The 26,052-nt window shown below is 45.7% G+C and carries 20 protein-coding genes; 6 read left to right on the top strand and 14 right to left on the bottom strand.

Going from position 1 to position 26,052, the window contains the following annotated elements:
• Positions 1 to 60 precede the first annotated feature (60 nt).
• Entirely contained in the window at positions 61 to 2,097 is a 2,037-nt protein-coding gene (asnB, locus tag M5J74_RS02160; protein ID WP_371934104.1) for an asparagine synthase (glutamine-hydrolyzing), read from the top strand.
• 43 nt (positions 2,098 to 2,140) lie between these two features.
• Here the strand turns inward: asnB and M5J74_RS02155 are convergent, their stop codons facing one another.
• Together M5J74_RS02155 and M5J74_RS02150 are read right to left on the bottom strand one after the other, a co-directional pair.
• Complete coding sequence (locus M5J74_RS02155; protein ID WP_015152490.1) at positions 2,141 to 2,356, bottom strand: hypothetical protein; 216 nt, start codon at positions 2,354 to 2,356, stop codon at positions 2,141 to 2,143.
• Positions 2,343 to 2,789 carry a PIN domain-containing protein gene (locus M5J74_RS02150; RefSeq protein WP_015152489.1) on the bottom strand — a complete coding sequence of 149 codons (447 nt, stop codon included), beginning with the start codon at positions 2,787 to 2,789 and terminating at the stop codon, positions 2,343 to 2,345. The genes M5J74_RS02155 and M5J74_RS02150 overlap by 14 nt, the downstream gene beginning before the upstream one ends.
• A gap of 238 nt (positions 2,790 to 3,027) precedes the next feature.
• On the opposite strand from M5J74_RS02150, the gene M5J74_RS02145 reads away from it, so the two are divergent.
• Complete coding sequence (locus tag M5J74_RS02145; protein WP_250015168.1) at positions 3,028 to 4,275, top strand: FG-GAP repeat protein; 1,248 nt, start codon at positions 3,028 to 3,030, stop codon at positions 4,273 to 4,275.
• 55 nt (positions 4,276 to 4,330) lie between these two features.
• Here M5J74_RS02145 and M5J74_RS02140 read toward each other — a convergent pair whose 3' ends face one another.
• The 6 genes from M5J74_RS02140 to yqeK all read right to left on the bottom strand — a co-directional run bounded on the left by M5J74_RS02140 (position 4,331) and on the right by yqeK (position 9,697).
• The gene (locus tag M5J74_RS02140; protein ID WP_250017197.1) at positions 4,331 to 5,755 is read right to left on the bottom strand and encodes a DUF697 domain-containing protein; all 1,425 of its coding nucleotides are present in this window, start codon (positions 5,753 to 5,755) and stop codon (positions 4,331 to 4,333) included.
• Between the two features lie 123 nt (positions 5,756 to 5,878).
• Positions 5,879 to 6,469: a group I intron-associated PD-(D/E)XK endonuclease gene (locus tag M5J74_RS02135; RefSeq protein ID WP_250015166.1), complete on the bottom strand. Its 591-nt coding sequence runs from the start codon at positions 6,467 to 6,469 to the stop codon at positions 5,879 to 5,881.
• Between the two features lie 425 nt (positions 6,470 to 6,894).
• Complete coding sequence (locus M5J74_RS02130) at positions 6,895 to 7,848, bottom strand: asparaginase (RefSeq protein ID WP_015152486.1); 954 nt, start codon at positions 7,846 to 7,848, stop codon at positions 6,895 to 6,897.
• A gap of 151 nt (positions 7,849 to 7,999) precedes the next feature.
• Entirely contained in the window at positions 8,000 to 8,500 is a 501-nt protein-coding gene (locus M5J74_RS02125; protein WP_015152485.1) for a CGLD27 family protein, read from the bottom strand.
• Positions 8,497 to 8,949 (bottom strand): ribosome silencing factor, encoded by a 453-nt coding sequence (gene rsfS / locus M5J74_RS02120; RefSeq protein ID WP_106547040.1) that lies wholly within the window; start codon positions 8,947 to 8,949, stop codon positions 8,497 to 8,499. Before rsfS ends, M5J74_RS02125 begins: the two co-directional genes overlap by 4 nt.
• A gap of 112 nt (positions 8,950 to 9,061) precedes the next feature.
• Positions 9,062 to 9,697: a bis(5'-nucleosyl)-tetraphosphatase (symmetrical) YqeK gene (yqeK, locus tag M5J74_RS02115; RefSeq protein WP_250015164.1), complete on the bottom strand. Its 636-nt coding sequence runs from the start codon at positions 9,695 to 9,697 to the stop codon at positions 9,062 to 9,064.
• Positions 9,698 to 9,903: 206 nt separating this feature from the next.
• Here yqeK and M5J74_RS02110 point away from each other — a divergent pair, with 206 nt between their 5' ends.
• Positions 9,904 to 10,680: a 7-carboxy-7-deazaguanine synthase QueE gene (locus M5J74_RS02110; protein ID WP_250015162.1), complete on the top strand. Its 777-nt coding sequence runs from the start codon at positions 9,904 to 9,906 to the stop codon at positions 10,678 to 10,680.
• 26 nt (positions 10,681 to 10,706) lie between these two features.
• Here M5J74_RS02110 and M5J74_RS02105 read toward each other — a convergent pair whose 3' ends face one another.
• Positions 10,707 to 11,351: a DUF3318 domain-containing protein gene (locus tag M5J74_RS02105; RefSeq protein ID WP_106167250.1), complete on the bottom strand. Its 645-nt coding sequence runs from the start codon at positions 11,349 to 11,351 to the stop codon at positions 10,707 to 10,709.
• Positions 11,352 to 11,467: 116 nt separating this feature from the next.
• Between M5J74_RS02105 and M5J74_RS02100 the strand changes: the two genes are divergently transcribed.
• From M5J74_RS02100 to M5J74_RS02090, 3 genes are all read left to right on the top strand, one after another.
• Positions 11,468 to 11,761, top strand: coding sequence for a J domain-containing protein (locus M5J74_RS02100; protein WP_106167249.1), 294 nt, complete (start codon positions 11,468 to 11,470; stop codon positions 11,759 to 11,761).
• A gap of 24 nt (positions 11,762 to 11,785) precedes the next feature.
• On the top strand, positions 11,786 to 12,661 hold the full coding sequence (locus tag M5J74_RS02095) for a GUN4 domain-containing protein (RefSeq protein ID WP_015152479.1): 876 nt from the start codon (positions 11,786 to 11,788) through the stop codon (positions 12,659 to 12,661).
• A gap of 102 nt (positions 12,662 to 12,763) precedes the next feature.
• A complete protein-coding gene (locus M5J74_RS02090; RefSeq protein WP_015152478.1) occupies positions 12,764 to 13,363 on the top strand; it encodes a transposase in 600 nt (199 codons plus the stop codon).
• Between the two features lie 115 nt (positions 13,364 to 13,478).
• Here M5J74_RS02090 and M5J74_RS02085 read toward each other — a convergent pair whose 3' ends face one another.
• The 5 genes from M5J74_RS02085 to M5J74_RS02065 all read right to left on the bottom strand — a co-directional run bounded on the left by M5J74_RS02085 (position 13,479) and on the right by M5J74_RS02065 (position 25,918).
• Entirely contained in the window at positions 13,479 to 13,733 is a 255-nt protein-coding gene (locus M5J74_RS02085; RefSeq protein ID WP_084739202.1) for a TIGR02450 family Trp-rich protein, read from the bottom strand.
• A gap of 58 nt (positions 13,734 to 13,791) precedes the next feature.
• On the bottom strand, positions 13,792 to 15,654 hold the full coding sequence (locus M5J74_RS02080) for a serine/threonine-protein kinase (RefSeq protein WP_015152476.1): 1,863 nt from the start codon (positions 15,652 to 15,654) through the stop codon (positions 13,792 to 13,794).
• A gap of 96 nt (positions 15,655 to 15,750) precedes the next feature.
• A complete protein-coding gene (locus tag M5J74_RS02075) occupies positions 15,751 to 20,274 on the bottom strand; it encodes a right-handed parallel beta-helix repeat-containing protein (protein ID WP_250015161.1) in 4,524 nt (1,507 codons plus the stop codon).
• Between the two features lie 17 nt (positions 20,275 to 20,291).
• On the bottom strand, positions 20,292 to 24,392 hold the full coding sequence (locus tag M5J74_RS02070; RefSeq protein WP_250015159.1) for a TonB-dependent receptor: 4,101 nt from the start codon (positions 24,390 to 24,392) through the stop codon (positions 20,292 to 20,294).
• Positions 24,389 to 25,918: a hypothetical protein gene (locus M5J74_RS02065; RefSeq protein WP_250015157.1), complete on the bottom strand. Its 1,530-nt coding sequence runs from the start codon at positions 25,916 to 25,918 to the stop codon at positions 24,389 to 24,391. The genes M5J74_RS02070 and M5J74_RS02065 overlap by 4 nt, the downstream gene beginning before the upstream one ends.
• Positions 25,919 to 26,052 lie beyond the last annotated feature (134 nt).

Below are 26,052 nucleotides of genomic sequence, written 5' to 3'. Positions count from 1 at the left end.
ACTTAAGATAGTCTCCCAAGACAGATTTGAGTGCAGTATACGGAGTACAGGAGACAAGCCATGTGTGGCATTGGTGGCGTAATGAATCGCGATCCGTCCCGTCCGGTCGATCCAAACGTCTTGGTAGCGATGGCAGCAATCCAAAGTCATCGCGGTCCCGATGGATGCGGTTGGAAAGTGGTAGACAATCGCGGCGTTGGCTTTGCCCATGCTCGTCTTGCTATCATCGATCTCAATCCCGAACGAGGACGACAGCCATTTGTCTCGGCTGACGGTCAGCATACAATCGTCCACAATGGCGAGTTTTACGATTATAAGCGCCTGCGTTCCGACCTCACTTCACGCGGTTATCGCTTTGCCACCAAGAGCGATACAGAATTAACATTACATTTAGCAGACAGATACGGATTAGAAGGTGCATTACCCCATCTGCGCGGCGAGTTTGCTTTTGCATTTTACGAAAAAGCAGCAGATCGATTGACATTGGTACGCGATCGCTTTGGGGTAAAACCTTTATACTGGGCGCAGACACCAGAAAGTTTCGTCTTTGGTTCGGAAATTAAAGTTGTATTCGCACACCCTGACGTACAGCGCCAGATATCTTCCCAAGGTTTGTATCACCAATTGATGCAATTAATGGTTCCTGGTACAAGTGCGTTTGAGGGAGTTCGCGCCGTCCAACCAGGACAAATGGTAATTGTAGAACGTCACAACGGACAGTTACGGGTGCAGACTAAGACATATTGGGATTTAAATTTCCCTTTGTTGAGCGATCGCACCTCTTCACAACCTGATGATTTCTATATCGAAGAATTGCGTCGCTATTTTATCGAATCAATTCAATTAAAACTAGAAGCCGACGTACCTGTAGCTTGCTATCTTTCCGGTGGAATTGATTCTTGTACGATTTTGGGAGTCGCCGCCGCTTGTCAACAGTCGCCTGTAAAAGCTTTTACAGTTGGTTTTGACGATCGCGATTATGACGAAACGGCGATTTCGCAAGAAATGGCGCAGGCTGTAGGAGCCGACCAAGATATCGTCACGGTACAAGGGGGACAACTCTACGAGCATTTTGCCCGTGCGATTTGGCACACCGAACGCAGTATCTACAATACGTTTACAATTGCCAAGATGCTGCTGAGCGAACACGTCCACAATGCAGGCTATCGCGTTGTTTTAACGGGAGAAGGTTCGGACGAATTATTTGCTGGCTACCCCCAACTGCGACTCGATATGATTTTGCATGGAATGCAAGATGCATCTCCCGCAGAAAGAGCAGATTTAGAAGATTGGTTGCAGGCTAGCAATCGTATATTTAAAGGCAATTTGCTGGCAGAAAAACCTTTAGACGATCCGGCGCTAACAGACGCAATCGGGTTTACGCCTAGCTGTCTTCAGTCGTGGTTAACTGCGGCTCATTCTGTCCCTGGCTTAATGCACTCAGATCGTCGCGCCGCGACTCGCGATTATTCCCCAGGAGAGGCGATCGCTTCTGTCCTCGATCGCAGTCAAATTCAAGGTCGTCATCCCCTTGACAAAGTGCAGTATATATGGATAAAAACTCAATTTGAGTCGCAAGTTTTAGGTTGGGCAGGCGATCGCGTTGATATGGCGAATTCAATGGAAGCGCGTCCGCCATTCCTCGACCATCACTTAGTAGAGTTTGCCGTGACGTTACCCCCTTTATTGCATTTTCGAGGGCGAAAAGATAAATTCGTCTTGCGCGAAGCCATGCGCGGATTGTTACCCAAAGCCCTTTACGAACGGCAAAAATTTGCATTCATGGCTCCCCCAGCGCATACAGATGTAGCCAAGCAAAAAGCCATGCGATCGCTAGCCGATGATTATTTATCCAAACAGGCGATCGAAGCTGCTGGGTTATTAGATAATGCAGCCGTGCAACAAGTTTTACAACAACACGCAGACAGCAACACATCCGATTCAGAACGGACAAAATTGGATGCAATTATCAACCATATGCTGAGCGTGCAAATGCTCCACCAGCATTTTGTCGCAACAGACGTACCAAAACAAGCCCGCGATCGCGCTAGGGAATTGGGTTGGCAGGTGCAGCAACCAATACTGACAAATGCTTAAGCGAACATTGTCTGTAGGGGCGAATTTACCAATAACTCGAATCTCATTCGACATTTTTTGATTTCTGAAATTCTAGAATCTTATCGTACAAACTTGCTACTGATTCTTCTGCAAAAAGCTCGTCCTTGAGCTTAAGATAATTTCCACTGCCAATATTGCAAGCTGCCCAAAACCGAGACACCTCAGATGGCTTCATCTTAGAAAAGAGAATCTGTAATCCTTCGTGCAAAACTTGTTGTTCGCTTTTAACTTGGATCATTGTTATTTGTCTCCAACACAAAATCAACTGGATTTACTACTTTCATTATCAATCCCGAACACCGATTGATAAGCCGCTTGTCACAGGTAATGAAATAGTCACTATCAGCTACCTCAGCACACGCAATATGTAATGCGTCAATAGCCTTAAGTCCATTCTCCTCTAATTGCTCAGCTCTCTGGCAGATTGCTTCATTCACTTCTTGTCTAAATCTTGCCATTTGGAGATAACGATTCATGGCTTCCTGTCTAATAGGATATGGATTGCGACTATTCTCATAGTCCAAGACTGAGGAACTGACTAACTCTACTATTGTTGCCTCAACCATTTGCAGAATGATGGTGACAGCTTGCGATTCGAGAAAAATTTTGGGCTGAGTGCGATCGTCGAATGGGCGGTTATAGGCACTGGTATCTAAATATATTTTTGTCATGCAAGTGCCTGAAGCAAATCCAACCTATTGTATCTTGCGATCGCCCGCCATAAATAGTGAATTAGGTTGGCAAGCCCAGCACCCAACACCAGCTAGTAAACAAATTCGTCAAAATGCACGACTGAGATCTCCAAAAATTGTGTATTTTTTACTACTAGTATTAGCGTATTAACACGTAAGATTTCAGGCTATATTGGCTCCAAGGAACTAATACACTTGTATGTTGTTAGTGGTAATTATGCCAAAACTATATTTTTATCTTTTGGGAGCAGTAGCCCTAATTGCTGCGGTAATAGCTTTGGTTGCCCCGTCTTTAGCCAAGGCTCAGTGGGTGGAACAAGCCAAGTTGGTTTCTGACAATGAAGCTGGCAAATACGAATTTGCTCAGGCTGTAGCCATCTCTGGCGATACTGCCGTTGTTGGGCTTCCTTACTATGGTGAGCTTACAGACATCAATAACGCTGGCAGAATCTCTGCTGAGGTTTCCCGTAGTGGTGCAACCGGAAAAGTCATGGGATGGACAAATGAAGGCGCTGCCTACGTCTACCGCTGTTCGGGGAGCAGATGCTCCTTGAGTGCCAAACTCTTGATGCCAAAAAACCAAGCAGACGGATATCATGAGTTTGGTTCTGAGGTTGCCATCGATGGCAACACGATTCTAGTTGCAGCAGAGTCACCTAAAAAAGACGTTCCAGAATTACCCGTATATATCTTTACTCGCTCTGGGGATATATGGTCTTTGCAACAGTCTCAGCTAGCAATACCCAATCCTTTGGGTCATTACCATAGCATTAAATCTGTGGCGCTCAGTGGAGATACAGCAGTTGTGGGGGTAGGAGGAAAACTTTATGTATATCGTCGTCAACTCAGCACTGGTACTTGGTCTTATGAAGCTGAACTCCCCAGTCAGTTAGCAGCTATCGATGGTCACACAATTGTAGTAGGCGGGAATCTTGTGTATGTGCGCGACTCGTCTACAAATTCTTGGTATGAGCAGGCAAAACTAGTCTCACACTCTAGTTCTCGTGGAAACAATTTTGCGATTTCTGGTGATACAGTAGTAATTGGCACTCCAGCAGAAGATTCCGATCGTGGCGCAGTTCATGTGTATGTGCGTAATCCCGCGACTGGGCAATGGTCAAAACAGGCTCGTTTTGTGCCAAATGACGTACTGCCATTTTTTCAATATGGCTTTGGTGCAAGTGTAGGCATTGATGACAATAGAATCGTAGTCGGCGTATCTTTAGGACATCTCTACAACCCCAATATGTTTCGACCCTATCGAGGGGAAAAAGCTGCTTACGTATACGAGTGCGATCGCCGTACCCAAAAGTGGTCGCAGCCAGTCAAGCTGCTACCTCAAGACCACAAGCGAGTGGCATCCCAATACTCAAGGAGAGTGAGTATCTCAGGCGAGCGGGTCATACTTAATGCTGGTAGCATTGGAACTACTGACTCTGCCTATATTTTCCGTCGAGTCAATTAACGTGTAGGGGCGCACAGCTGTGCGCCCCTACGGATTGCGTATTACATCGAACAAATTAAGATTGATTCAACTGCGGTTGAGGAGCTGGCAACAACCTTCCCAATCCCTGTTTAACAAACCCTTGCAAGAAAGCAACTTGCTGATTTTGTTGAAACACATTTTGTAAAGTCTGTCCCAACTTATCTAAATTCAACCCTGACGCTGAATCGATCGCCTCTTCCTGTTGTTGGAAATATTCGATCAAACTACACCCAGCTAAGCGAGTTAAATAAGCGGCGCTGACTCCCTGTACGGCTCCACCTGCTACAAAAGTGACAGCATTAGTTTTTAAAACAGTGCTAATGGCTTTAGTAGAAAGTTCCACTAAACCCAACTTCAACATCAAACTACCCATCGTTCCTGCTACATTTTGGGCTTGCTCCAGCGAGAATTTTTGCTGGTAGACTGCGCCTAATTCCATCACCAACTGAGCGTTAATTGCTGCTGTTGCGAGTAAATCTAAAGCTGGAACTGGGTTAGCAAAAGCGGCGGCGGCGGCGATCCATTGGTATTGTTCTACAACAGGGAGGGCGCGATCGCGTCTGATTCCATCTAGAATGACTTTGCCTTCTGCTTTCAATTCTTCAGCTTGGCGTTTAGTAGTTGCCCATACCAACTGCTGCGCTTCTTGCTGGAGAATATATTCTAGACGTTGTGTTAAAGCAGAAACTTCAGGTAAACGCTGTTCCAACCACTCCTCTACCGCACCATCAGTTTGATGCTGACGTACTTTTAACGGATTGGGTGCAGATGCGATCGCGACAACATCTTCTGCTGCTAGCATCGGCTGCATCTTTTGCTGGAGCGAGTATAAAATAACAGCGCGATCGTCTAGGAGATATTGGTCTTGTTTATTAAATACCAAAACTAGGCGCTGATGGGCTGCCAATAGTTGTTGTAAAGTTTGATATTCTGAATCGGTTAAATCTGCCGCTGTGACAAATAAGATCAGATCGGATGCGATCGCTCTTTGCAAAGCTTCTATATCAGTTTTAGTTTCAACTTCGCTAAATAAAGCTGCTGTCTCGCTCAAACACAGCTTTCGTTGTTGTGGCTGTGTTTCTAGAACTTGTAACAAAGTCGTCTTCCCGACAGATTTACCACCAGTAATCGCTAAATTAATTTCTTGCCGATCGATCTGCGCTTCTAACTGGGCAATTTTTTCCCGCAGTTCTGGAGTAGGGTGATTTTCTGTTTCCAGTCGATCTACTACTACTTGTACTTGCGCGATCGCTTTTTCTACCGTTTCTCGATTCAAGGGTAGATCTTGCACCTGCTGTTTGGGGCGATATTTCCCAAATAACCACAAACAGAAGATGATGGCGATCGCACCCATCAAGCTAAACTCACCCAGATGCGCTAAAGATTCTCGCCACCCTTGCAAAAACCACAGCGCAAAGGCTAAACCAACACCACCGATTAAAATTGGACGCTGCAACATACCAGCCACACTCGCAACATCTCTAGTCTAATGATTTCCCACATTAAAATAGCACTCTAGATGGCTCTGGATGTGCGGAGTTTACTATACTTTGCGATCGGTTGAGTGCCAGCTACTGGTTACCTATGATACTTGAGTGCTCGAAACAATAGAAATTTCATCAGTGGGAACTCCGAATGGCGTTATCTCACTAACAACAGCTTCCTCAACTGAGTCAAGAGGTTGCATATCAGCTTCATATTGCAAAACTTTCTGTAATATTAATTTCCAAGCATCGCGATAATTTGCAGACCGAGGTTTTCTCTGTCGTTTCTCAGCTTCAACTAAATGAATTTCGCTGCCATATCCAATAAATACATCTACCGGAAAGACATAGAAAAGGTCAAGATTTTCTATATAGGCTAGAGCAAAATCAAAGTCTGATTGCTTGTACGCTTCTCTAAGCATCAGTCTTCGATTGGTCTTTGTCCGACGATTATCTACAATGTAATTGCCTGAAGGTGTGTCAAACCAGGCGTACTTAACTTGAATTTTAATCAAAACTCCACTAATATCAAACACTAAATCGTATGGCAACCGATCGCCAATAGGTTTTAGAATTCCCCAGCCTCGTTTTAAAGCATGAAAAACTGCTGCTTGTTCTGCTATGTCTCCTTTTAGCTTAGTATCCATTTGAATAATTTTTTGAAGAATTTCTAGCTGCTCAAACAGCATAAAACAAAACCCTGCAACTTTTTGTAGTGCAGGGTTTTATCTCTTAATTTGGTGGCGGGAAGTGGATTTGAACCACTGACCTTCGGGTTATGCTTACCATCTACAGCTTTCACTGCCTGAATTAACTTGCTTTTAGTTAACCAGTTTGTGGTCTGGACTGTCCCTTCATCCTCGGCTTAACGTTAGGATGCCTGCCTTCCAGTCTCTACACCTTCTCTCTTGCGAGAGCTTGGTTCGGGATTACCGCGCTAATGGCTTCCCCGAGTTTGACAGGTAAACGCACGCAAATTTCTTTACGTACCGCCCATAACAAGACTAACTGCTAAGCACTTAATTAATCTTGCTTGTTGAGCCCGACGAGCTACCAGGCTGCTCTATCCCGCGTCAACTTTTCTAGTATAACCATAAGTTTTGGTAATTTGCAACTATAACAGCGACAATTCTCCTAAAACCTCTAGGCGCTTGAATTTACCAAACTCCATAAAGCTTTCAGCTAGGGTTTCTGCGGCTGAGGGACTGAGCCAACCCATTTGCTTGAGCAAGTGAATCGCTACAGCGTGTTTAGCGCGTTTAGAACCGTCGATCGCCTTGATTGCCAACCCCATTCCCTCGCCGACTCTACCAATACACTGCACGCCTTCTGCACCCGCCTTACTAACGAGTTCCCCTTGCGTCAGACGCATTATTTCCGTGTCGAATTCTCCTTCCCCTGCAATCAAGGTGGGATGATAGGTCATAGCACGCACGATCCGTTCCAGATCCAAGCTGCTACCAGAAGCAAGCTGAGCGTATAAAGCTGCCATTTGTCCCAACTGCATAAAATAGGTAGGCGCACCACAATCATCGTGAGCGCAGATAAATTCCTCAGCAGGCATCCGCAGCATTTCAGCTACTTTAGTCAGAATTAACTGCTGTACGGGGTGGTTGCGTTGGAGATAGCTATTGAGCGCCCAACGGCGTTGCTGACACACGGCTAACATTCCCGCATGTTTGCCAGAACAATTGTATTCTAGGGGGCTGCGCTTACCCGCAGGCGTGGGACATTGCAATGCCGAGGGATCGATATCTGCTCGCCAAAGAATATTAAAGACTTGTCGCACTTGGGCGATCGCAGCTTTATGCGAACTACAAATAATCGCTAAATCTCGATCTGTGAGATTGTAGCGTTCTAAAGTGCCTGTTGTTGTTACGCCTAGTGCTTGAAATGGCTTGAGAGCAGAACGCACGAAAGTTGCTGTTTCCGCATTGCCAGCCACAGATAGCACCCGTCCTCGGTTGTCACAGACAACTGCTTGGACGTGATGGATCGATTCGACGATCCCTTCCCGCAGCAACCGGACTTCCAGTTCTGCGGCTTGAGTTCTTTTTCCCCTTGTCATGGGTTAGAATGTATCACCTTTTTGGTAATTTGATAATTGGTGATTGGTAGTTGGTGAGTTAGGCAAGAGGCGAGAGGTAGGAGGCAAATTTTGACTTTTAACTTTTGACTTTTGACTTCCCATTACCTATTACCTATTACCCATTATCGATTTATAAAAAATACCAGATTAAGCCCCCAGACAGGAGAAATAGACCCAGCCAAGCAAAAGTGCGGCGGAGTCTTTGTAGGATTGGTTTAACTTGGTAGCTGACAATGAGCCGATCGCGGGTCAGAATTTCTAGTGGTTTCGTCCAGTTTTGACCGTCGTACCAACCTGTTTCCTCATAAAAGATCGTCTGATTCATCAGGCGATCGCGCACGTAAGACCAACCGAGGTACATCCGGGCAACTGCTAAAATTACCCCCAGACTCGCGCCCAGCGTGCCGCATAGCAAGAATTGGGTTGCGTGTTTGATGGGTGGAAAACTAGCAGCGGCAATCGGTCCTGCTACAATCCACGACCACCCCCAAACCCACAGTAGTTTGCCGACATACTGCCGTAATTCTAAAGTGGCAGTCCGAAAAAAACCGGATGATTTGAGCTGTTCGTATTCATTGAGCGGTTGTTGTTCGTCAGGAACTGGACAGACAGAAACAGGTGATTCCATCATTTTGTTGTTCTCCCATCGCCACTGGCGGTTGGAAAATCGAGCCGTTCGGCATGACCCCAGAATGCTTCTAAATTATAGAACTCTCGTTCGCTGGGCATCATAATATGAACCAAGACATCGCCATAATCTTGTAACACCCAAGTTCCTTCATTCTTGCCTTCCGTCCGCAGTAGCTTTCTGTGCCATTCTTTGACAACTTTATCCTCAATTGCATCTGCGATCGCCCTTACCTGTACCCTAGAATATCCTGTGACAATTGCGAAGTAATCGGCTAAGTAAGAAACATCAGCGACATGCAACAGGACAATATCGCCTGCTTTGCGATCGGCAGCAGCCTCCGCAATTGCCAAGGCTAATTCCCGACTCTCATCGGCATGAGTAGCACTGACTTTACTAGAGTTCAGAAAAGCGGACTGAGAGATTGAATTTGCTTGGGTATATTCAGACATTAAACCTCATTTTGCGAGCTATGTTTGACAAATCAATTATCTAAAACAAAAGAGCAACTATGCTCATAATAATTGTCAAATGTACAACTTCAGACAGAGCGAAACTATTTCTTCATTTAAGCATGTGCGGAGAGTGGTGCTTGCTTTTTACCCAGTTAAGAAACCAATTTCGAGTCGCGATCGTGCGTGGATGAATTAAACAATGAGTCTCTATTAAAAATTTTAAAGAATAATCGCAGGTACGCCAAACAGCTTGAGATAAATTTTGATAACTCATCTGTCGTAAAGCTTGTAACTCAGGGGTATCGCCTCTACCTGGCTCAATGCTATCCGCTAAAAACACGATACAGCTCAATTCCGTCATTTCTGGTCTGCCCAAAGTATGATTGGCGATCGCCTGCAATACTTCTTCATCTTGCACCCCAAAAGTATCTCTAGCAACGATCGCGCTGACATCGGCATGTAACAAATGAGGATGTAATTCCATCACGGGATCGATCTCTAACCCCTCAACACGCGCCATTTCCAGCAGCTTAGCGGGCTTAAAATATTTTGCCAAGTCGTGCATTAGCCCCGACATCGCCGCCTTCTCCACATTTTGACGGTGATGCTCAGCCAACTCCACCGCCATCTGCTCTACCCTAAGAATATGGTCGATGCGGGACTGCGGTACGTGTTCTGACAGCCAGGTTAAAACCCGTTCGCGCTTGACCGTAATGTACTCCGAGCTATGGTTGAGATTTAGCACAATAAGAGAGTTAATCTCGACTCAATTCCCAATCTCATTGTAGCGAAGCCCATTAATTAGGAGCGAGAACGAAAATCTATCTTTGTACCTTTGCGCCTTTGCTACGCCAGTCACCTCAACGGGAGGCACCCCCGCACGGTGCTGGCTCGTCTTTGCGCGACCTAATTTAAAACTTTAACTTTTACGCTACTGCCCCATTCTGACCCATGACAACCGCCCGTCTCATCGAAATCTTCTCCGCCATTCAAGGCGAAGGATTAAACGTCGGCACGCGCCAAATCTTCATCCGGTTCGCGCTATGCGATCTACGTTGCCATTTTTGCGATAGCGCCCATACTTGGAGCGTACCATCAACTTGCCGCGTCGAGCGATCGCCTGGACTGCGAGACTTTGAAACCCACCCTAACCCCGTACAGCTCAATACTCTATTAACTTGGATAGAACGGCAAAACTCCCCAGGCTTACACGATAGTATCAGCCTCACAGGAGGCGAACCATTACTACACGCACCTTTTCTAGTAGAATTCTTACCCCTCGTACGTCGTGCCACTGGACTACCCATTTATCTCGAAACGGGAGGTCATCGTCCGCAACAACTGCAACTCATCCTACCTTACCTTGACTCGGTGGGCATGGATATCAAACTACCCAGCGTCAGTGGCGAAGATCGCTGGAACGAACACGCAGAATTTTTGCAAGCCTGTCACCAAGCAGACATAGAGGTATTTATCAAAGCGATCGTTTCCAGTCAAACCGATCTCGGAGACTTAGCCAAGGCAGCTAAACTAGTTGCATCCGTCAACCCAGAAATTCCTGTATTTCTACAACCCGCTACCCCACTTACACCATCCCAGCAGTTCGGAGGCACTCCCATCCAAGCACCCACTCCAGCACAAGTATTGCATTGGCAAGCGCTAATGAAACAAGAACTCAAACAAGTCCGCGTTATTCCCCAAACTCACAAAATGCTGAACCAGCTATAAAGACGCGAAATTTCGCGTCCCTACAACTACATCATGTCATCTGATGCGGCTTTCGTTTTGGCTTTTGCCTTGTTAGCACTACGCTTGAGTGCCTGCAAGCGACCTTCATATTTCGCTTTTTGCCGCTTGCCTGGTGCTTGCTCGATTAAGGTTTTTAAAGCACTACCAAGACTCTTGTATGCATTGGGCAGAGTATAACCGAAACGAGTTGCCAAGGCGATCGCCTTTTCGTCTGCCTCTATTGCCTCTTTGACCTGCTTTTCGCCATTATTCTTTTGATACAGCCGATATCCCGACACGCCGCACAGCGCCACTGCTAGCAACAATAACAAACCATCCTGTACCCAAAGTTCGCCTACCGCGCCACCCAAACCAATTGCCAGCGCTGCCATTTCCCAACCATCTTTGGGAATGGTGTCATTTTGAATTCGCGCCACTTCGTGCCAAAATAGCAGATTCCGCTGATCGATCGCCAGCGCATCCCACTTAATCAGATCGATTTGAATTTCCACCTGATCGCTGCCAATTTCTTCACTCCGAATCAGGGGTGGGTTAACTTCCGTCGTTCCTTCGACAGTTACCCAACTTTGCAGTTCTGGGGGCAGTATACCCTTGAGTCGCCGCAATTCGCTCATTTCGGCTTTAGCCGAGGAGGTTGCATAGGATGTCATAAACAGGATTCCAACAAGTGGCTAAGAATGCTTCTACTCTCATTTTGGAGTATAGCGAATCACATCGTCCAAATTTTGGGAAAGCTTAAGTAGAGAGCTACCTATGCTGTCCTTCTATGAATCATATTAATCGGTGTTACGAAATCCTTGGGCTTCAACCAGGGGTAACTTTGGAGCAAGTCAAGCAGGCTTATCGGGACTTAACTATGGTTTGGCATCCCGATCGCTTTTCCCACAATCCTCGCCTACAAGAAAAGGCGCAAGAGGAATTGAAGAAAATTAATGAAGCCTACGAAGTGCTGAAGTCTTCTACATTTAGTGCTTCAGCGAATACTCATTCCTCTAGTTCTGCTAGTTCTACAGATGAGCGGTCGGACTCGCAGAAAACTCGCCAATCTAATTCTTATTAGACTGAAACTTGTTTTGAACAGGGAATGGATAAGGCAAGAAGAGGACAATATCAAGAATCAATTGATGATTTTAATCTGGCAATCAGGTCTAATCCCAATTACAGTGCGGCTTTCAAATTTCGGGGTATCGCATATTCAAAGCTTAGGGATAAACAAAAGGCTTTTTATGATTTCAAGCAAGCTGCTGGCTTATATTTAAGAGCGAACGATGTAGAGAGTTATCATAACACAATACAACTTCTTTTAAATTTAAAAATATCAGAATCCGATCGTGCTAGAAAATTTAGCTATCGAAGGCTACAAGAATTACTTTTAATAGGAAATTGGCAGGAAGCAGACAAAGAAACTCTATCTATAATGCTGCAAATAGTTGGCAGAGAAAAACAAGCTTTTCTTAGCGGGCAAGATATTAAAAATTTTCCATCTACTCATCTTCATATCATCGACCAACTCTGGATGGTATATAGTAACGGTCACTTTGGCTTTAGAGTCAAAAAGCAAATTTGGCAAAGTATTGGAGGTACAAGTAAATCTGACAGTAATGTCTGGCGTGCATTTGGCGATCGCGTTGGATGGCGAGTGAAGTATGATAGTAGTTTTGTTAAAACTTGGATTGCATACAGTGACTTTAATTTTACTCTAGATGCTCCAGCGGGACATCTTCCAACTGCGCTACCTGGTAGACGTTACTCTTTTCTCTCAGTTATAGCCTCGATGATTTTATTATTCTTATTTACTCTATTTGTCATTACTATTTTAGGTTTTTCAAGTTCGTATTTTATTAGTGGATTTGTGGGTCTGTTTCTGGTGACGTTCAATACGATTTATAATGGCAGCCAACAATATACAAAAGAGTGGTGGCAACAATTATTTTCTCGCGCTCAGATTTGCGGAATTTAATATTTGAATCTTGTAGGGGCGGGTTCACTAAAAATATTTGTATATAAACAAAAATATTACTAAACCAGCCCCATCCTACGAAATCTCCCCTTACAAGGCATTATGAAATACGATCCGCAAAAACATCATCGCCGTTCAATTCGCCTCAAGGGATACGACTATACTCAACCAGGTGCATACTTTATCACTATTTGTGCGTGGCAAAAAGTATGTTTATTTGGTGAAATTATAGATAAAAAAATGCGTTCAAATCGATATGGCGAAGTTATTCAATATAATTGGTTCGATTTGATGAGGCGTTATTCTGACATCCAACTGGATGCTTTTGTTACCATGCCGAATCACGTACATGGAATTATTTGGTTGCTAGATCCGCATGGGGTGGGGGCGGGTTTGGAAAGCCTTTGTGTGGGGAATACAAATATTGCTGGTGAACCCGCCCCTACAGTATACGGTGATGATGCCAAATCGAAATCTGCTAAATACTGCGGCTTACCGGAAATTATTCAAGGATTCAAAACTGCTTCAGCTACGCGGATTAATCAGTTACGGCGTACAACTGGTGTTCCTGTATGGCAGCGAAATTACTACGAACATATTATTCGAGACGACATAGCATTACAAAATATCAGAAAATATATTATGGATAACCCGTTATCCTGGCAGCAAGACAAATTGTATCAAAATTCGCAACGATCGTAGGGGCGGGTTCACCAAAAATATTCATACCTCAACACAAAATATCTATAAACCCGCCCCCACCCCACGCGGATCTACAACAGGTTTACCCAAAATCTTTGCGTCGAAACAAAAAATATCAATCAACTGTAGCAGCTAATTCTGCCATCTCTTGTAGAGATTGCCAGCCAGCCAGCCACTGGGAACGATCCTTTAGCAAATTCGCATTGATCCAAAACCTGGCTTCAGGATCGCAGGCGGCGACCATTTCCGCAAACACCCACTTGCCTTGATTTTTGCGATTGACCACTTGAAAGTGCCTCCAGCCGAACATTTTTTGCTGGGAAGTCCATTTGGAACCAACGAGATAAGGGAATTTTTGCTTTTTGGGCATGGATAGCACGGAAAAACGTTGCAGAGACACAACGTGTCGCGTCTCCATAACTCTTAGTTTAGTGACATTGCCAAATTTTTACAGTGCTGTCAGCACTACCAGAAGCGATCGCCTGTTCGTCAGGACTCAGAGCAATTGACCAAATGGCATCATCATGGCTGCCGATAGTTTTGACAAACTTACCATTTTCAGATTGCCAAACTTTGAGCGTTTTATCGCCACTACCACTGACAATAATTTTCCCCAACGGACTTAAAGCAACACCGCTGACACGGCTGGTATGACCTTCAAGCGTGTGAGTTAGCTTACTATCATGCCACATCTTAATCGTGCCATCTTCGCTGCCAGAGACGATGGTGCGTCCATCTTTACTAAAAACAATCGATCGCACCCATCCAGAATGTCCCGTCAGATCGCCCATCCATTTTTCTTTGTATAAGTCCCACAAACGAATAACTTCGCCGCAACCTCCAGCTAACACTTTGCCATCTGGACTATTGGCAACTGACAATACATAACCGGAGTGTCCTGTCAAGGTGTACATGAGATTACCTGTATATAAATCCCACAACTTCACTGTGCCATCGTCACTTCCGCTAAAAATTACCCTACCATCACGACTTGTCGCGATCGCGCTGACTCCATTCGCGTGTCCGGCTAGAGTTTGAATCAGTTTGCCACTATTCACGTTCCAGATCTTGACAGTTTTATCGGCACTGCAACTAACGAGAGATTTACCGTCAGGACTAAAAGTCAATCCCCGTACCCAGTTGCTATGGTCTCTAAGAGAGTAAACTAAACTACCGCTATCCAACTCCCAGATATTAATGGTTTTGTCTGCACTGCCACTAGCGACTAACTGTCCATCTGGGCTAATGGCAACTGCTCTAATCTGTCCTGAATGTCCGGTTAAAGTATGCACGCACTGCCAATTTTTAATTTCTACAGGTGGCGGTGGCGGTGGCGGTGGCGGTGGTGGTGGTGGTGGCGGTGGCGGTGCTGCTGCGGTTGCTGGTGCGACAATTGGTTCGCTGAGGTCTTTGAGTACCTCTTCCGCCGATTGATAGCGACGCTGGACGTACTCTTGCAACATGCGATCGAGAATGTCACTTAATCGGTCTGAAACATCAATACCCCTTTGCTGCAAATAGGGTCGCCACATCCAGTTTCCTTCTAAAGGATTGTAGATTTCGTCTAGTTCTGCATTTGTCATCAGGCGAATGCAGGTGACACCCAAGCTGTAAATATCGCTGGCGGGGAATGCCCTTCCACCGCGCAGTTGTTCGATGGGGGCATATCCTTCGGTTCCTGGTTTGGTACTAGCAGCAGAGATACTCGTCCCAGCAAGTTGTTTTGCTACGCCAAAATCGATTAAGACAAATTTGTTATCAACTTTTTGACGTAGAATATTTGTCGGTTTAATATCCCGATGAATCACATCGCAATGGTGAATGAATTGCAGTACGGGCAATAAACTCTGCATCAGCGCCCGAATTTGTTCTTCGTTAAACGATCCTTGCTGTTCTAATTCTTTTTCTAAATCTTGCCCGTCAATATGCTGTTGTACCAAGTACAAGCGTTGTTCTTGTTCAAAATAACCGAATAAAGTTGGAATTTGGGGATGTTTCTCCCCTAGTTCTAATAGCTGTCTGGCTTCTTGCTTGAACAATAAAGTAGCCTTTGCCATTGCCTCAATATTGCCTTGTATGTGGGGCAGAGGAAAAAACTGCTTGATCACGCAAAGGGCATTGAGACGATTGGCATCTTCTGCTAAAAAGGTGCGTCCAAAACCACCATTGCCGATTGGTTTAATTGCTTGATATTGGTCTTTGAGTAGCAACTTGGAGCCACAGACGAGACAATACTTTCTTCCATCTAAGTTTTGGGGATTCTGGCAGTCTGGATTCAAGCAGTAACTCATATCTGGGGATCGGCTTATGGAGTCTGTATTTAGTCTTCCCAGATTTAACAGGCAATTAGCCATTAAGGGAAAAACTACCACTAGGTAAAGGTTAGGTTAGTTGAGCTTAGCTTTAAACCGCACAAATCCATAGGCATTTGCAGGAATTCCAGGCGCAGTCGCATTGATTAAATCGCCTAAATTAACCACGATCGCCCCAGTGGTATTGCTACCCTGACAATTAACACTAGGATAAACACTACTCGGCTCAACTCCTGGGGGAAAATACATTGCCGTATCTCCATCGCTGACATTTGTTAACGATTCAGTCGTCCCGTTATATTGCCAGAGAATCCCCCGTGTTACTCCTTGTAAACCTCCAGATGCTTGCACGGGATAGCTATCGAACCCAGTAGCAAGAAAACTCATATTTGCGGGAACGCGATCGCAAAACAACACATTTTGAGCTGTAGTCGCACCAGTAGAGAGATAGTAAATCGTGTATTCGACTTCTTCTCCCGGTTGGACAAAACCGCCATCGATCTGTCCTCTCAAGGAGTCATCCAGCGGTAAACCCCAGTTCACATCTTCATCGAGATCGCCATTATTATTCGGGTCAGTAGCAGTACCATCAAACCCAGAAAAAGGAACGCCATTGATGGCAGTAATGCGCTTGACGAGTGATAGATGAGGGCTGCCAGTAATGGTAATATTACCGCTGAATTCTGAAGTACTGCCATTTGGGGCGCTAGTGCAGTTTTCGCTGTTGAGACAGGTAGCAGTAGCAGTGAGCGTGTCAGCGGTTGTGACTGTATTCGGCAGACTGCCTAACGGGATCGAAAATTCAAATCGGTTTGTGGTGTCAGTACCTTGGTTGAGACCATTGAAGGGACTAGTATAAGTTCCAGTTGTCGCATCGGCATCGTCTGCCGAATCTTCAACCAACGTCACGAGATATTCTTGTCCTTCACCAAAACCTGAGGGGTCGGGTTGTTTGACAAAAAATTCTATTTTCGAGCCAGGGCGAGCAAAGCCTTTAACGACTAGGTTACCACCTGAAAGCTGAGCGCTCTCTAAAATCGGAAAGTTAAATAGACCATTTGCACCCGTATCGAGATCGCCACTGTCATTAAGCGTCACCCCATTACCTTCGCTACCACCACCCAAATCGATGCCAAGTCCACCGTTGCTATAAATCGAGTTTTCAGTCATTGTGTTGCCCGTTCCCGCAGCAACGACAATACCATCACCGAGATTGTTAGCGATCGTATTTTGACCGATCAGGTTGTTGCTTCCTAAGCGGATACCAATTCCAGCATCCTGAGTGTCGTCGGGTGCGCCATTGTTGATAATCTGGTTACTACTCAGGTTGTTGCTGTTGTTGGTAGTCGTATGTAGATCGATCCCGTAACCTGGGTTGTTGATGATGATATTCTCAGTCACGTTATTGCTACTAGAGCCAATCAGTTCGACCCCATCAGCAAGAGGATCGGTCACGCCATTATTACGAATGATATTGGAATTAACGTAAGCGCTAGTGGCACTTTGAAACTTTACGCCTGAGTTATCATTGCTAAAAATAGTAGCATCTTCTAGCCGCGAGTTCGCTGCCCCCGCACCATTGAAATAGACTCCCACACCTGCCGTACCTACACCGTTAGCACCAGTAATACCGATATTTTTAATAAAAGTAAAGCTAGCTTGCACTTCCAGCCCAGGACCGGCGGCGACGTTGAGAACAATTTCTGGTCCAGTCGTGTTGTTAAATATTGGTGCGTTAGTGTCTCCAGTTAAGGCAGTTTGGGTTCTACCATCAATACTGGTTCGATTAGCGTTAGTACTAGTTGCATTTGCGATCGCGGGTAGAGCAGTTGCTAAAGTAATTGTGGCGACACCACCGCTAAATTGGTTAGGTAACCCCGCCCGTAAACCGGGATGAGCTGCACCATCTGAAATCATGAAGATGCTCTCCTCCCTACCGGAAAGCACTCCAACTTGAGCCAGACTCGTATTGTTGAGAGTATTACTGTTAATAATGAACTGGCGTAAGCTGCCCTGACCGGAATCTCTCGTACTGACTATGGTGTCAAAGTTAAAGCCGAAGTCTATACCCGTGATATTACCAGCACCAGCATTAATTTGGGCGATCGATTGAGCAGCGGTTGTAGCGGTAGTGAGTGCGGCTAACGTGGTACTACCATTGCCCGCATCAACTAATGTCGGGTTTTCTCCCCCTACCCGATCCGCAACCGCAGTTATAGTTCCCGTAGTGGCATCGGTACGATAAGTCTGTACCGGGATGAGCGTACCTCCCGAACTGGGACGGGCAGAAGTTACAGTACCGTTAACCACGCGCACCGTGTAACTTGTATTTCCTGGCTGATTGGTGAAGCTGTAAGCGCCGTTAGTATCAGTGAGAGTGGAAGTCAAGAAATTGCCTGCCGAGCTATATAACTCTACCCGTACGTTTGGGCGGCGAATCACGCCTGTTGCGAAGCCAGAGGCTGCGGCTGAATTGTTAGCAGTCGTATAGTCGCGCCCTACACCACCACCATAGTTAACATCTTCAAACACCGTACCAGAGAGGTTAACTGTAGGTAAGCTAACTGTCGTGGTATCAGTCTTGCTATTGTTGCCTGCACCAGTTCTGTTAAGGTCGTCTGGGTCAGTTACATCATCAGTGCGGACAATCTTAGCTGTATTCGTTATAGTACCAGCACTAGAAACCGTACCAGTGATGACATAAGTTGCCGTAGCGCCGCTTTTGAGGTTTACAGTTGTATTGATAGTATTACCCGAACCGCTAGCTGCTCCACAAGCGTTGCCAGTAGCAACAGGCGACACAGTACAACTCCAGTTCACTCCAGTAATCGCTGCCGGAACAGTATCGGTAAACGCTGCGTTGGTAACATCAGTCGGACCATTATTCCTCACCACGATTGTGTAGGTGACAGTGCTACCCACACTCAAGCTTGCTGGACTGTGAGTCTTACTCACGACTTCCAAGTCAGCTTGTCTGAGTACCACACCGCCATTGAGTTGAGCAATACCAGAGGGATAGTAAGCCCAGGTATCTATACCTTTGTTATCACCAAATGGATTGTTCCAACCGTGTACGCCAGTACTACTATCTACTCCATTCAAGGCACTAGAGCCACCAACTGTTGTGTCATCGAAGTAGATTGTGTAAGGATTGGGATTCGGAACTGTAGGTGGTACAGGGTCATTGAGTCGTTGAATTGTGATTCCACTAGGGTTGCTCTCAGCATCTAAAAGTGGGAGATGTATTTCACCTGCATACAGCACAATTTGACCACCGTAAGCAACGCTACTAGCGGGTACAGTAGCTCCCGCACCATCTCTCCCATCCCAAGGAAGAGTGTTTGTTCCGGGCGTGGCAAACCCAGATAGTACTTTGTCATTTCCATCCCCGTATATACCGTTCTGGTTCAGGTCAAGAGTAATTAAAAAACGTCCTGTTACGTTACTAGTAAAGCTAAAATTACCAGTTAGAGGTGATGTGCCAGCTGTGCCAGCAGTACCTTCAACACCTTGAAAGGTAAAGTTGCTGGGTTGGGGAGCAACTGGACTTGTCAGCAGCCATGTACTACCACTGGCACTTGGTGCAGAAAAGGGCAGGTCGCTACTAGGTGTGTTGAAGAAAATTTTGTGAGTAACGTCGATCCCACTATCTGCCGTATTCGGGTCATGAACGGTAACGCCAGGTTCTAACCCAGTACCGCCAGGGAACAGTACGGAGCGAAACAGCGGCGTATTAGTGGTAGAAGACTTAAACCCGTTGTTGTTGGCAAAAAAGACGAACGTGAAGGGACTTAAGCGCCTTGGATTGAGTTGGTAGCGATAACCATCGGCAGTCTGGACGTAAAGTAGGGGGGTAAAATCATTACCAGTATTCGGCATTCTTAGTGCCAGACTATTTGAATAGACGCGACCTAAAAACGGTAAACCTGTATTAGTACTATTTCGCACAGTTACATCCCAGGCGGCTATCCAACCCACATTATTAGCCTGAGTCCAATTACTCCCAGCAGCTATAGCTGTTGGGTTAACGTCATTGGCAGGATTAGGGCTGACAAAATCAATTTCCCAGATCCCGCTTCCAGCAGTCGTAGTCTGAGCAGTCGTAATAATACAGGGAGTGTACCCGTTAGTATTTGGAGCTGGACCAGCTACCTCCTGGGTACGGTTGAGAATCCTGCCAACAGTAGTAAGACAACTGCCAGTAGCACCCGTGGGAGAGCGATAGTTAATTCGTCCTGAACCAATACCATTAGCACTAGAACCTAAATTAATCGTTTCTCCGGCGTTGACGTAGACTTTGATCGTAGTTCTGAGGGCAATGCTGCCAATCGTATCTCTTGCGGTTCCTGAGTGATATAGCAAGAAAGCACGGTTGCCTCCGTTACTAGTTAATTCCTTACTTCCTTCCGCATGGGCGGCTGGACTCAACCCAGCCGAAATACCTAGACAAAGGGCAAGGCTACCAATAAAGGCTCCTCGCTGCCACCATTGAGTGGAAGACTGACTAGAACAGCCGTTCCTGTAGTCCTGTGGGCGTGGGTTGCGGTGACTGTTACCCTTATGCAAGTACCTAAAATGCAGAAAACTTACCTTTCTCATGGCGCTGTTCTTATGCTTCATTGCTTTGTCGGCGCATTATCGAGCTGCTGGGCTTTTTCGGTGGGAACTGCCTGCATCTCTGTTTTCGCTTTTGGTTTCTGCTTCAATGCAGTAGATAGCTTTGAAGACTGCGATGAACTTGCTGCCACGGGTTGAACTTTAGATTTTTGTGGTGGTGCAGCTACAGGTTTTTGCAACCCAAAACCATCAAACAATTCGTTCAATTTCACGGTTAAACCAAAATAAGCCCCACCAGCAGAACGAGAGCCGCTAAAATCGTCATCATTCACCTGACCAAAAGCATATCCTGCCGATAACCGCAGATTTGGTGTCAGGTAGTAGCCTGCTTCAGCAACAAAACCCGTCTCGCTGCGATCTTCTGAAGGTTGATTAATCCAGCGAGCTTCACCAACCAAATCGATTTTGTCGTTCAAGCGATAAGTCGCTCGTAATTGTCCCAAATTAATCGTACTGGAATTAACTAAATCTGCTGCTAAGTAAGAGGTACTGTGGCGAATTGCATACTTGCCGTAAAGTTCCCATCGCCAGTTAGGAGCATAAATAGTTTCTAGAGCAAAAGTATGGTCTTTGGAACCCGTACCGCTGCCGAGTAAAATCGTATTGGGAATTGTAGAAGGATTCTTGCGATATTCATAACGTAACAAAGCATTAAATTTATCGTTATTCGGGTCGCGATATGCTAGACCCACTTTTAAGTGAGCCGTATCTCCCAACCCTGAGAGTCTTTGGTTAGAAGCATTCGCCTGTTGATAGTTAACCAAACCCGTTAGCGCGGGAGAAATTTTTCCGGTTACATTTGCAGAAATAACTGTATTAGAACCACCAGAAGAATTCCGATGTTCGTAACGAGCGCTAGCTTTGAAATCGTCGCTAGGCGTGTATGCTAAGCCAATATGGTAGTTATCGCCGGAGTCAACGCCAATTGAAGAGGCACTTTGTCCCGCTGTAAAAGGTTGCACGAACTGCTTACCTGCTCCAGTCCGATTGAAGAAACTACCAAATACATGCTCGTATCCCAAGTCCAGCTTTAACCCAGGGGCAATGGTCAGACCTTGTTTTATCCCGATCGCACCCTGTGTTGTCATCCCGTCACCTCCATTTAAAATGGAGTAACGCCCGTTGACAGTGGTATCCGTACCGAATTTGCGTTCGCCAATAAAATCGAGACTGGTAATCGAGTTACCATCATTCTGACTACCACTGTAAAACTGTTGTGCGAGGCGGATGCTCAAATCTTGTGCAACTTTCCAATCTAATCCTACAATCGTGCGGTCTGGATAAACAGCATCCTCTTCGTCAGAAATGGTCAGTTCGTTTTGGGCTAAAAAAGTGAGAGTTTCAGTTAAAGGCAGCTTGAGACGCGATCGCAATTGGTCTGAAGTGCCGCTCAAAGCATTCGGTTCGATCCGGTCTTCCCGATGCCGATGTACCCAATCTAATGTGAGGTCGGCTTTACCAATCTGCTGCTGTACTCCGGCTGTAATCGTTGTCAGCGAGTTGTCAACCTTACTACCTGGAATCGCCTCCGAACGGGGTGAAAATAAATCGGTAAAATTATCTAACGGTTGAGGTGCTATGCCGCGATTGTCTTCATGGTCATACTGCAACCGAACATTAGTTTTTGCAGCGACCTGTCCTGTAACCTGCGCTCCATAACGAGTTTGTCCTGGGACAAAGCTAGTTGTCGCGTTGTTACTAAAACCTGTATCGGTAGAGCGCCAATAAGCTCGACCTTGAATCCCTTTGGCAATCTCTCCCTCAGCCTCTAACCGATAAGCCGAACCGCTGACTTCTCCCATCATTTCTGAATCATTTTGAGAGTGAGCGTATTCGGCAATCAAATGTATCTTGTCACTTATCGCAATTTGCGCGTCTGCACCGTAAAGTTCAAAGTCGCGAATGCCGCGTTCTTCTTTTAAATATGTTGCACCGAGCCAACTTTCATTCTCAAGTTGTCGCGAGATGTTGTACTGAACTCTACCACCGTAGATGCGATTGTCCTTTTCTTGGCTCTCATACTGATAGGTGGCAACGATTCGCCGCACCAAAACTTGTCCGTTTTCATCTACTGCCGTGCGGAAAATTGGTTCGCGAAATAACAACGTGCCGCGATCGTAGTCGATGTCGTAGTCCGTACCCCGAACCAGTTGTTGACGTGACAATACCGTACCTGGGCGATTGAGTTCTTCGACTTCAATCGAGATGTTTTCACTTCCAGGTATAAGCAAGCGTCGCGAGAGGAAATAATAACCGCTCGTACCATCAGGCGGGATCGTGTCGCGTTGAAAACCTTCAACGTTATCGCCATAGAATACTGAAAGTTGAAAATCTCCTAGATTATAATTTGCTTTGAATCCGTGGAGGTTACGAGAAGTCGCAGTATATTCTTGTGAGGAGCGAGCAAACTCTTTTGTATCGTAGTCACCCCACATCACATAGTCAGGCTCAGCGCCAGGAATGGATGCCGATCGCTCAAAGCGCAGATATAAACTATCTTGAGAAGGGGTGACAGCCTCGACTTTAGAACTATCGCCGTAAACGGGATAGTTGCGATCGCAGACTTGGTAATCTCGAAACAAACCCGAAGTGCCGTCGCATTTTTGATTCAGGGTGCGATCGCTGTTATATGCTCCTGTAAACAACCATTCGCCAATTTTACCTGTGGCAAAAACTGCTGTATGAAAACTCAGTTCGGTACGGTTGTCTTCATCGGGGGGCAAAAAGTCGCGAAAACTCTTGTAAAAATCAGTGCCTCTCGCACCTAAACGCAAGTCAACAACACCCGTAACTAGACTAGAGCGCAGATTCGTTTCAAATTGAAATTGGGTATATGCTTCTAGCTGAAAAGCTTCAGCGCGAATTCTGACTGTTTGCGCTTGTAGTCCCGATCGCAGCTCAGCCGAGTATTGTCCTTTGCGTGCCAGGACTTGAAATCCTGGGATATCGGGCTTAGCATCCTTACCGACAAACTCCCCAGCACTAGCATCAAGAGTGACGATCGCATCTTCGTTGGTGCGATTGCCTTTGTCATCGAGTAGCTGCCCTTCAATCGTTGCCGTCGAACGTCCATCGGCGGGAATTCGCGATTCTTGCGTTTGGACGGTGATTTGTTTAGTATTACCGCGCACGTATACTTTAACTGTCGTTGATTCTCCAGCGCGATCGCCAGTCTTAATTTTAAGTGTGAGGTGATTCTCTCCCTGCTGGAGTGGCACGCCATACCATGTCTGCGTCACGGAATTCGCCGTGTTGTTTGTTTCTGTACCACCAATTAAAGATGTATCGACTAGTTCGCCATTTACTGACAGTTCAACAGGAATATTTGCGGGAGACTGCACAGTTACCGTAGTAGCTGGCACGTCCAAGACTTGGCTCGATCGCGGCGAAAGAAATTTTAGGTCATTTGGGCTTGGAGTGGAAGTTGTCTGGGAATCGATATTTTCCGAGTTTGGTGACTGGTTTTGTTCCCGTAAAGCAACCAAGTAGTTAGCATACTTTTGCTCTGCTTCAGATTGCGGTACGCTCTGGGATGGGATATTTGTATTTTGTTCGATCGCTCCTGATGGTACGTCCTGAGGTGAAGTGTTAGTATTTTCGATGACATCTGATGCTGCTGGCAAAGAGAGTAATGCAACTTCAGCTTCAGGAAAATCCGTAACTGTCTGTTCTCGATTTAAGGCGATCGGTAATGCAACTGTGTCGTTCCCGAAATCTGGCGTAGCTACTGTTGTTGTCCCTGGTGCAGCGAGGAACGCCACCAGCAGTTGTTGCAACTGTTGATCTGTTTCTGAGGGTGGTGTTGCAACGGCTTCAATCGGTAACGCTGCTACGTAAGTGCCAAATTCCTGGGTATTCTCGACAGGTACAGATGTCTCAGGTTGGGCAAGTAATGCAGCAATATAATCGTGCCAGCGCTTTTCTGTCACCGATCGCTGTACTTGTCTCAATTCGATTGGTAATGCTGCTACGTAAGTACCAAATTCTGTTTGAGTTTGTAGTGGTTCTGTTCTAGCAGTTTTAGGCAGAATCAACAAACCGATCGCATTCACTGTAGTAATTACTAGGAAGGCATTGAAAAATCGCGTTCTCCACTTCATTTAGGTTTTGCCTCCTTCGCGATCGGAGTCACAGCAAAATTCATCCGCGCCATTCCACCAGGTTCTAAATGCACTAAACGAGATTGACTGTTGCGTTCGATAAAACGGCGGTTGGGAGCCAAGGTGTAGCCAGGTACGCTACTGAAATCTAAAACTCCCGTGCGATAACCAGAAATGACATTGGCAACAGAAAATAGTCCTTGAATATCGGTAGTAATGCGGTTGCCGTCATCCATGAAAATCACCGCATTGGGAACTCCTGGTTCTCCTGGTTGCTGTTCGCCATCAAAGTTTTTATCTACGAATACTCGTCCGATCAGCGTGCCGCAATCTGACAAAATGCCTGGATTAATCCGTAATCTGTGAACGGCGGGACCATCTTTGACTGTTTGGTTGTTATCAGTGCGCTGTCCGGTCACGTTCGCCAGGTTTTCACCCGTGCCGCGAACTGCGTCAGCCGTGAGGACTGCGGCATAAGCTATATTCAGAACTTGCTCGTTGGTGGCGTTACTTGGTAGTTCTATTCCCTCTGCACGTAAAGAGATCGTTCTGCCATCGTGACTAGAGGCGATCGCAACTGGAGATTTGCCCAACTCTGCCCGCACGGATTTAGGTATAAAGGTAAAACCTAGAGGTAAGGTATCGGTGACGACGATATTTTTCAGCGGGCTGCTGCTGAGATTTTTGACTGAGAGACGATAGATAACTGTATCTCCAGGTTCGGCTGTAGCGCGATCGCCTGTTTTGACAACTTGTACTTCTTGAGCTTGACAGACACTTGTATCCAAATCCAAAACGGCTAAGACTAATCCAATCCGTTCGGCATTTTCAATGTCAATCGTTCCGTTAATAGACGTGCGATTGTCAGTAGCACTAATTGGTTTGCCGTCTAAAGAGGTAGCGGTATAAGCAACAACTCTCTCATCCCGTTCTCCAATTGTGAGCTTGATGCGGCGCTCGTCATAAATTGATTTATCGGGGGGATGAATTAATAAAATATAAGTTTTACCGCGATCCAACTGACCCCGCTGAGGATCGAGAAGGAAATTATAAGTCCCTTCTTTGCCATTAGTGAGGAAAAAAGGATTGCTATTTTCTGTATTTGGCTCTAATCCTCTGGGAATATTATTGTTAGCAATATCTGGTGATTCTGTACGAGTGAGAGATACAGGTTCGGCAATTTCTGTGGCTGTTGCATCTTGAGAATTTGGCTCGTACAAACCAATACTAAATCCTGTATAATCAGGCAAAGTTTCACCAGCACAGCCTGTGATTTTTCCTAAAGGATCTATTAAATCTGTGGTGACTACTGAGGTAGAAAGTTTATTTGTTGTCGTTTGGATTGATTGTTTAATCTCTGATTTATCGTTATTAAACTCATAACTATAAGTTGCTTGATTAGTGATTTCAATTGCTACCCCTACTTGAATTAGACCAGTTAGTAAAGTTTGTGAGACAGCTCCAGCTAAAAGAGCTGTTGCTATTGGTCGCAACCAATAATTCAAAAATCGGTTCGGAGGTTGCATCTGCGTTTGGATAATTATTTTATTTGTCCGCAATTGGAGGACAAGCCGATGTTGATTTAGGTCAATTGTGCAATGGCGATCGCTATTATTTAAGAAGAGATTTGAGCAGTATTGTTTTGACCTAGTAGAGCTTT

This window comes from Chroococcidiopsis sp. CCNUC1, from assembly GCF_023546805.1.
In the GTDB taxonomy this organism is placed as follows: Bacteria; Cyanobacteriota; Cyanobacteriia; order Cyanobacteriales; family Chroococcidiopsidaceae; genus Chroococcidiopsis; species Chroococcidiopsis thermalis.
The sequence above is the reverse complement of the archived record's forward strand: the minus strand, read 5'-3'. Positions and strand labels throughout refer to the sequence as shown.

Bases quoted from the DNA above. Each gene is read 5' to 3' on its own strand.
- asnB (WP_371934104.1), top strand. From the start codon at position 61: ATGTGTGGCATTGGTGGCGTAATGAATCGCGATCCGTCCCGTCCGGTC.
- M5J74_RS02155 (WP_015152490.1), bottom strand. From the start codon at position 2,356: ATGATCCAAGTTAAAAGCGAACAACAAGTTTTGCACGAAGGATTACAG.
- M5J74_RS02150 (WP_015152489.1), bottom strand. From the start codon at position 2,789: ATGACAAAAATATATTTAGATACCAGTGCCTATAACCGCCCATTCGAC.
- M5J74_RS02145 (WP_250015168.1), top strand. From the start codon at position 3,028: ATGCCAAAACTATATTTTTATCTTTTGGGAGCAGTAGCCCTAATTGCT.
- M5J74_RS02140 (WP_250017197.1), bottom strand. From the start codon at position 5,755: ATGTTGCAGCGTCCAATTTTAATCGGTGGTGTTGGTTTAGCCTTTGCG.
- M5J74_RS02135 (WP_250015166.1), bottom strand. From the start codon at position 6,469: ATGCTGTTTGAGCAGCTAGAAATTCTTCAAAAAATTATTCAAATGGAT.
- M5J74_RS02130 (WP_015152486.1), bottom strand. From the start codon at position 7,848: ATGACAAGGGGAAAAAGAACTCAAGCCGCAGAACTGGAAGTCCGGTTG.
- M5J74_RS02125 (WP_015152485.1), bottom strand. From the start codon at position 8,500: ATGATGGAATCACCTGTTTCTGTCTGTCCAGTTCCTGACGAACAACAA.
- rsfS (WP_106547040.1), bottom strand. From the start codon at position 8,949: ATGTCTGAATATACCCAAGCAAATTCAATCTCTCAGTCCGCTTTTCTG.
- M5J74_RS02110 (WP_250015162.1), top strand. From the start codon at position 9,904: ATGACAACCGCCCGTCTCATCGAAATCTTCTCCGCCATTCAAGGCGAA.
- M5J74_RS02105 (WP_106167250.1), bottom strand. From the start codon at position 11,351: ATGACATCCTATGCAACCTCCTCGGCTAAAGCCGAAATGAGCGAATTG.
- M5J74_RS02100 (WP_106167249.1), top strand. From the start codon at position 11,468: ATGAATCATATTAATCGGTGTTACGAAATCCTTGGGCTTCAACCAGGG.
- M5J74_RS02095 (WP_015152479.1), top strand. From the start codon at position 11,786: ATGGATAAGGCAAGAAGAGGACAATATCAAGAATCAATTGATGATTTT.
- M5J74_RS02090 (WP_015152478.1), top strand. From the start codon at position 12,764: ATGAAATACGATCCGCAAAAACATCATCGCCGTTCAATTCGCCTCAAG.
- M5J74_RS02085 (WP_084739202.1), bottom strand. From the start codon at position 13,733: ATGCCCAAAAAGCAAAAATTCCCTTATCTCGTTGGTTCCAAATGGACT.
- M5J74_RS02080 (WP_015152476.1), bottom strand. From the start codon at position 15,654: ATGAGTTACTGCTTGAATCCAGACTGCCAGAATCCCCAAAACTTAGAT.
- M5J74_RS02075 (WP_250015161.1), bottom strand. From the start codon at position 20,274: ATGAGAAAGGTAAGTTTTCTGCATTTTAGGTACTTGCATAAGGGTAAC.
- M5J74_RS02070 (WP_250015159.1), bottom strand. From the start codon at position 24,392: ATGAAGTGGAGAACGCGATTTTTCAATGCCTTCCTAGTAATTACTACA.
- M5J74_RS02065 (WP_250015157.1), bottom strand. From the start codon at position 25,918: ATGCAACCTCCGAACCGATTTTTGAATTATTGGTTGCGACCAATAGCA.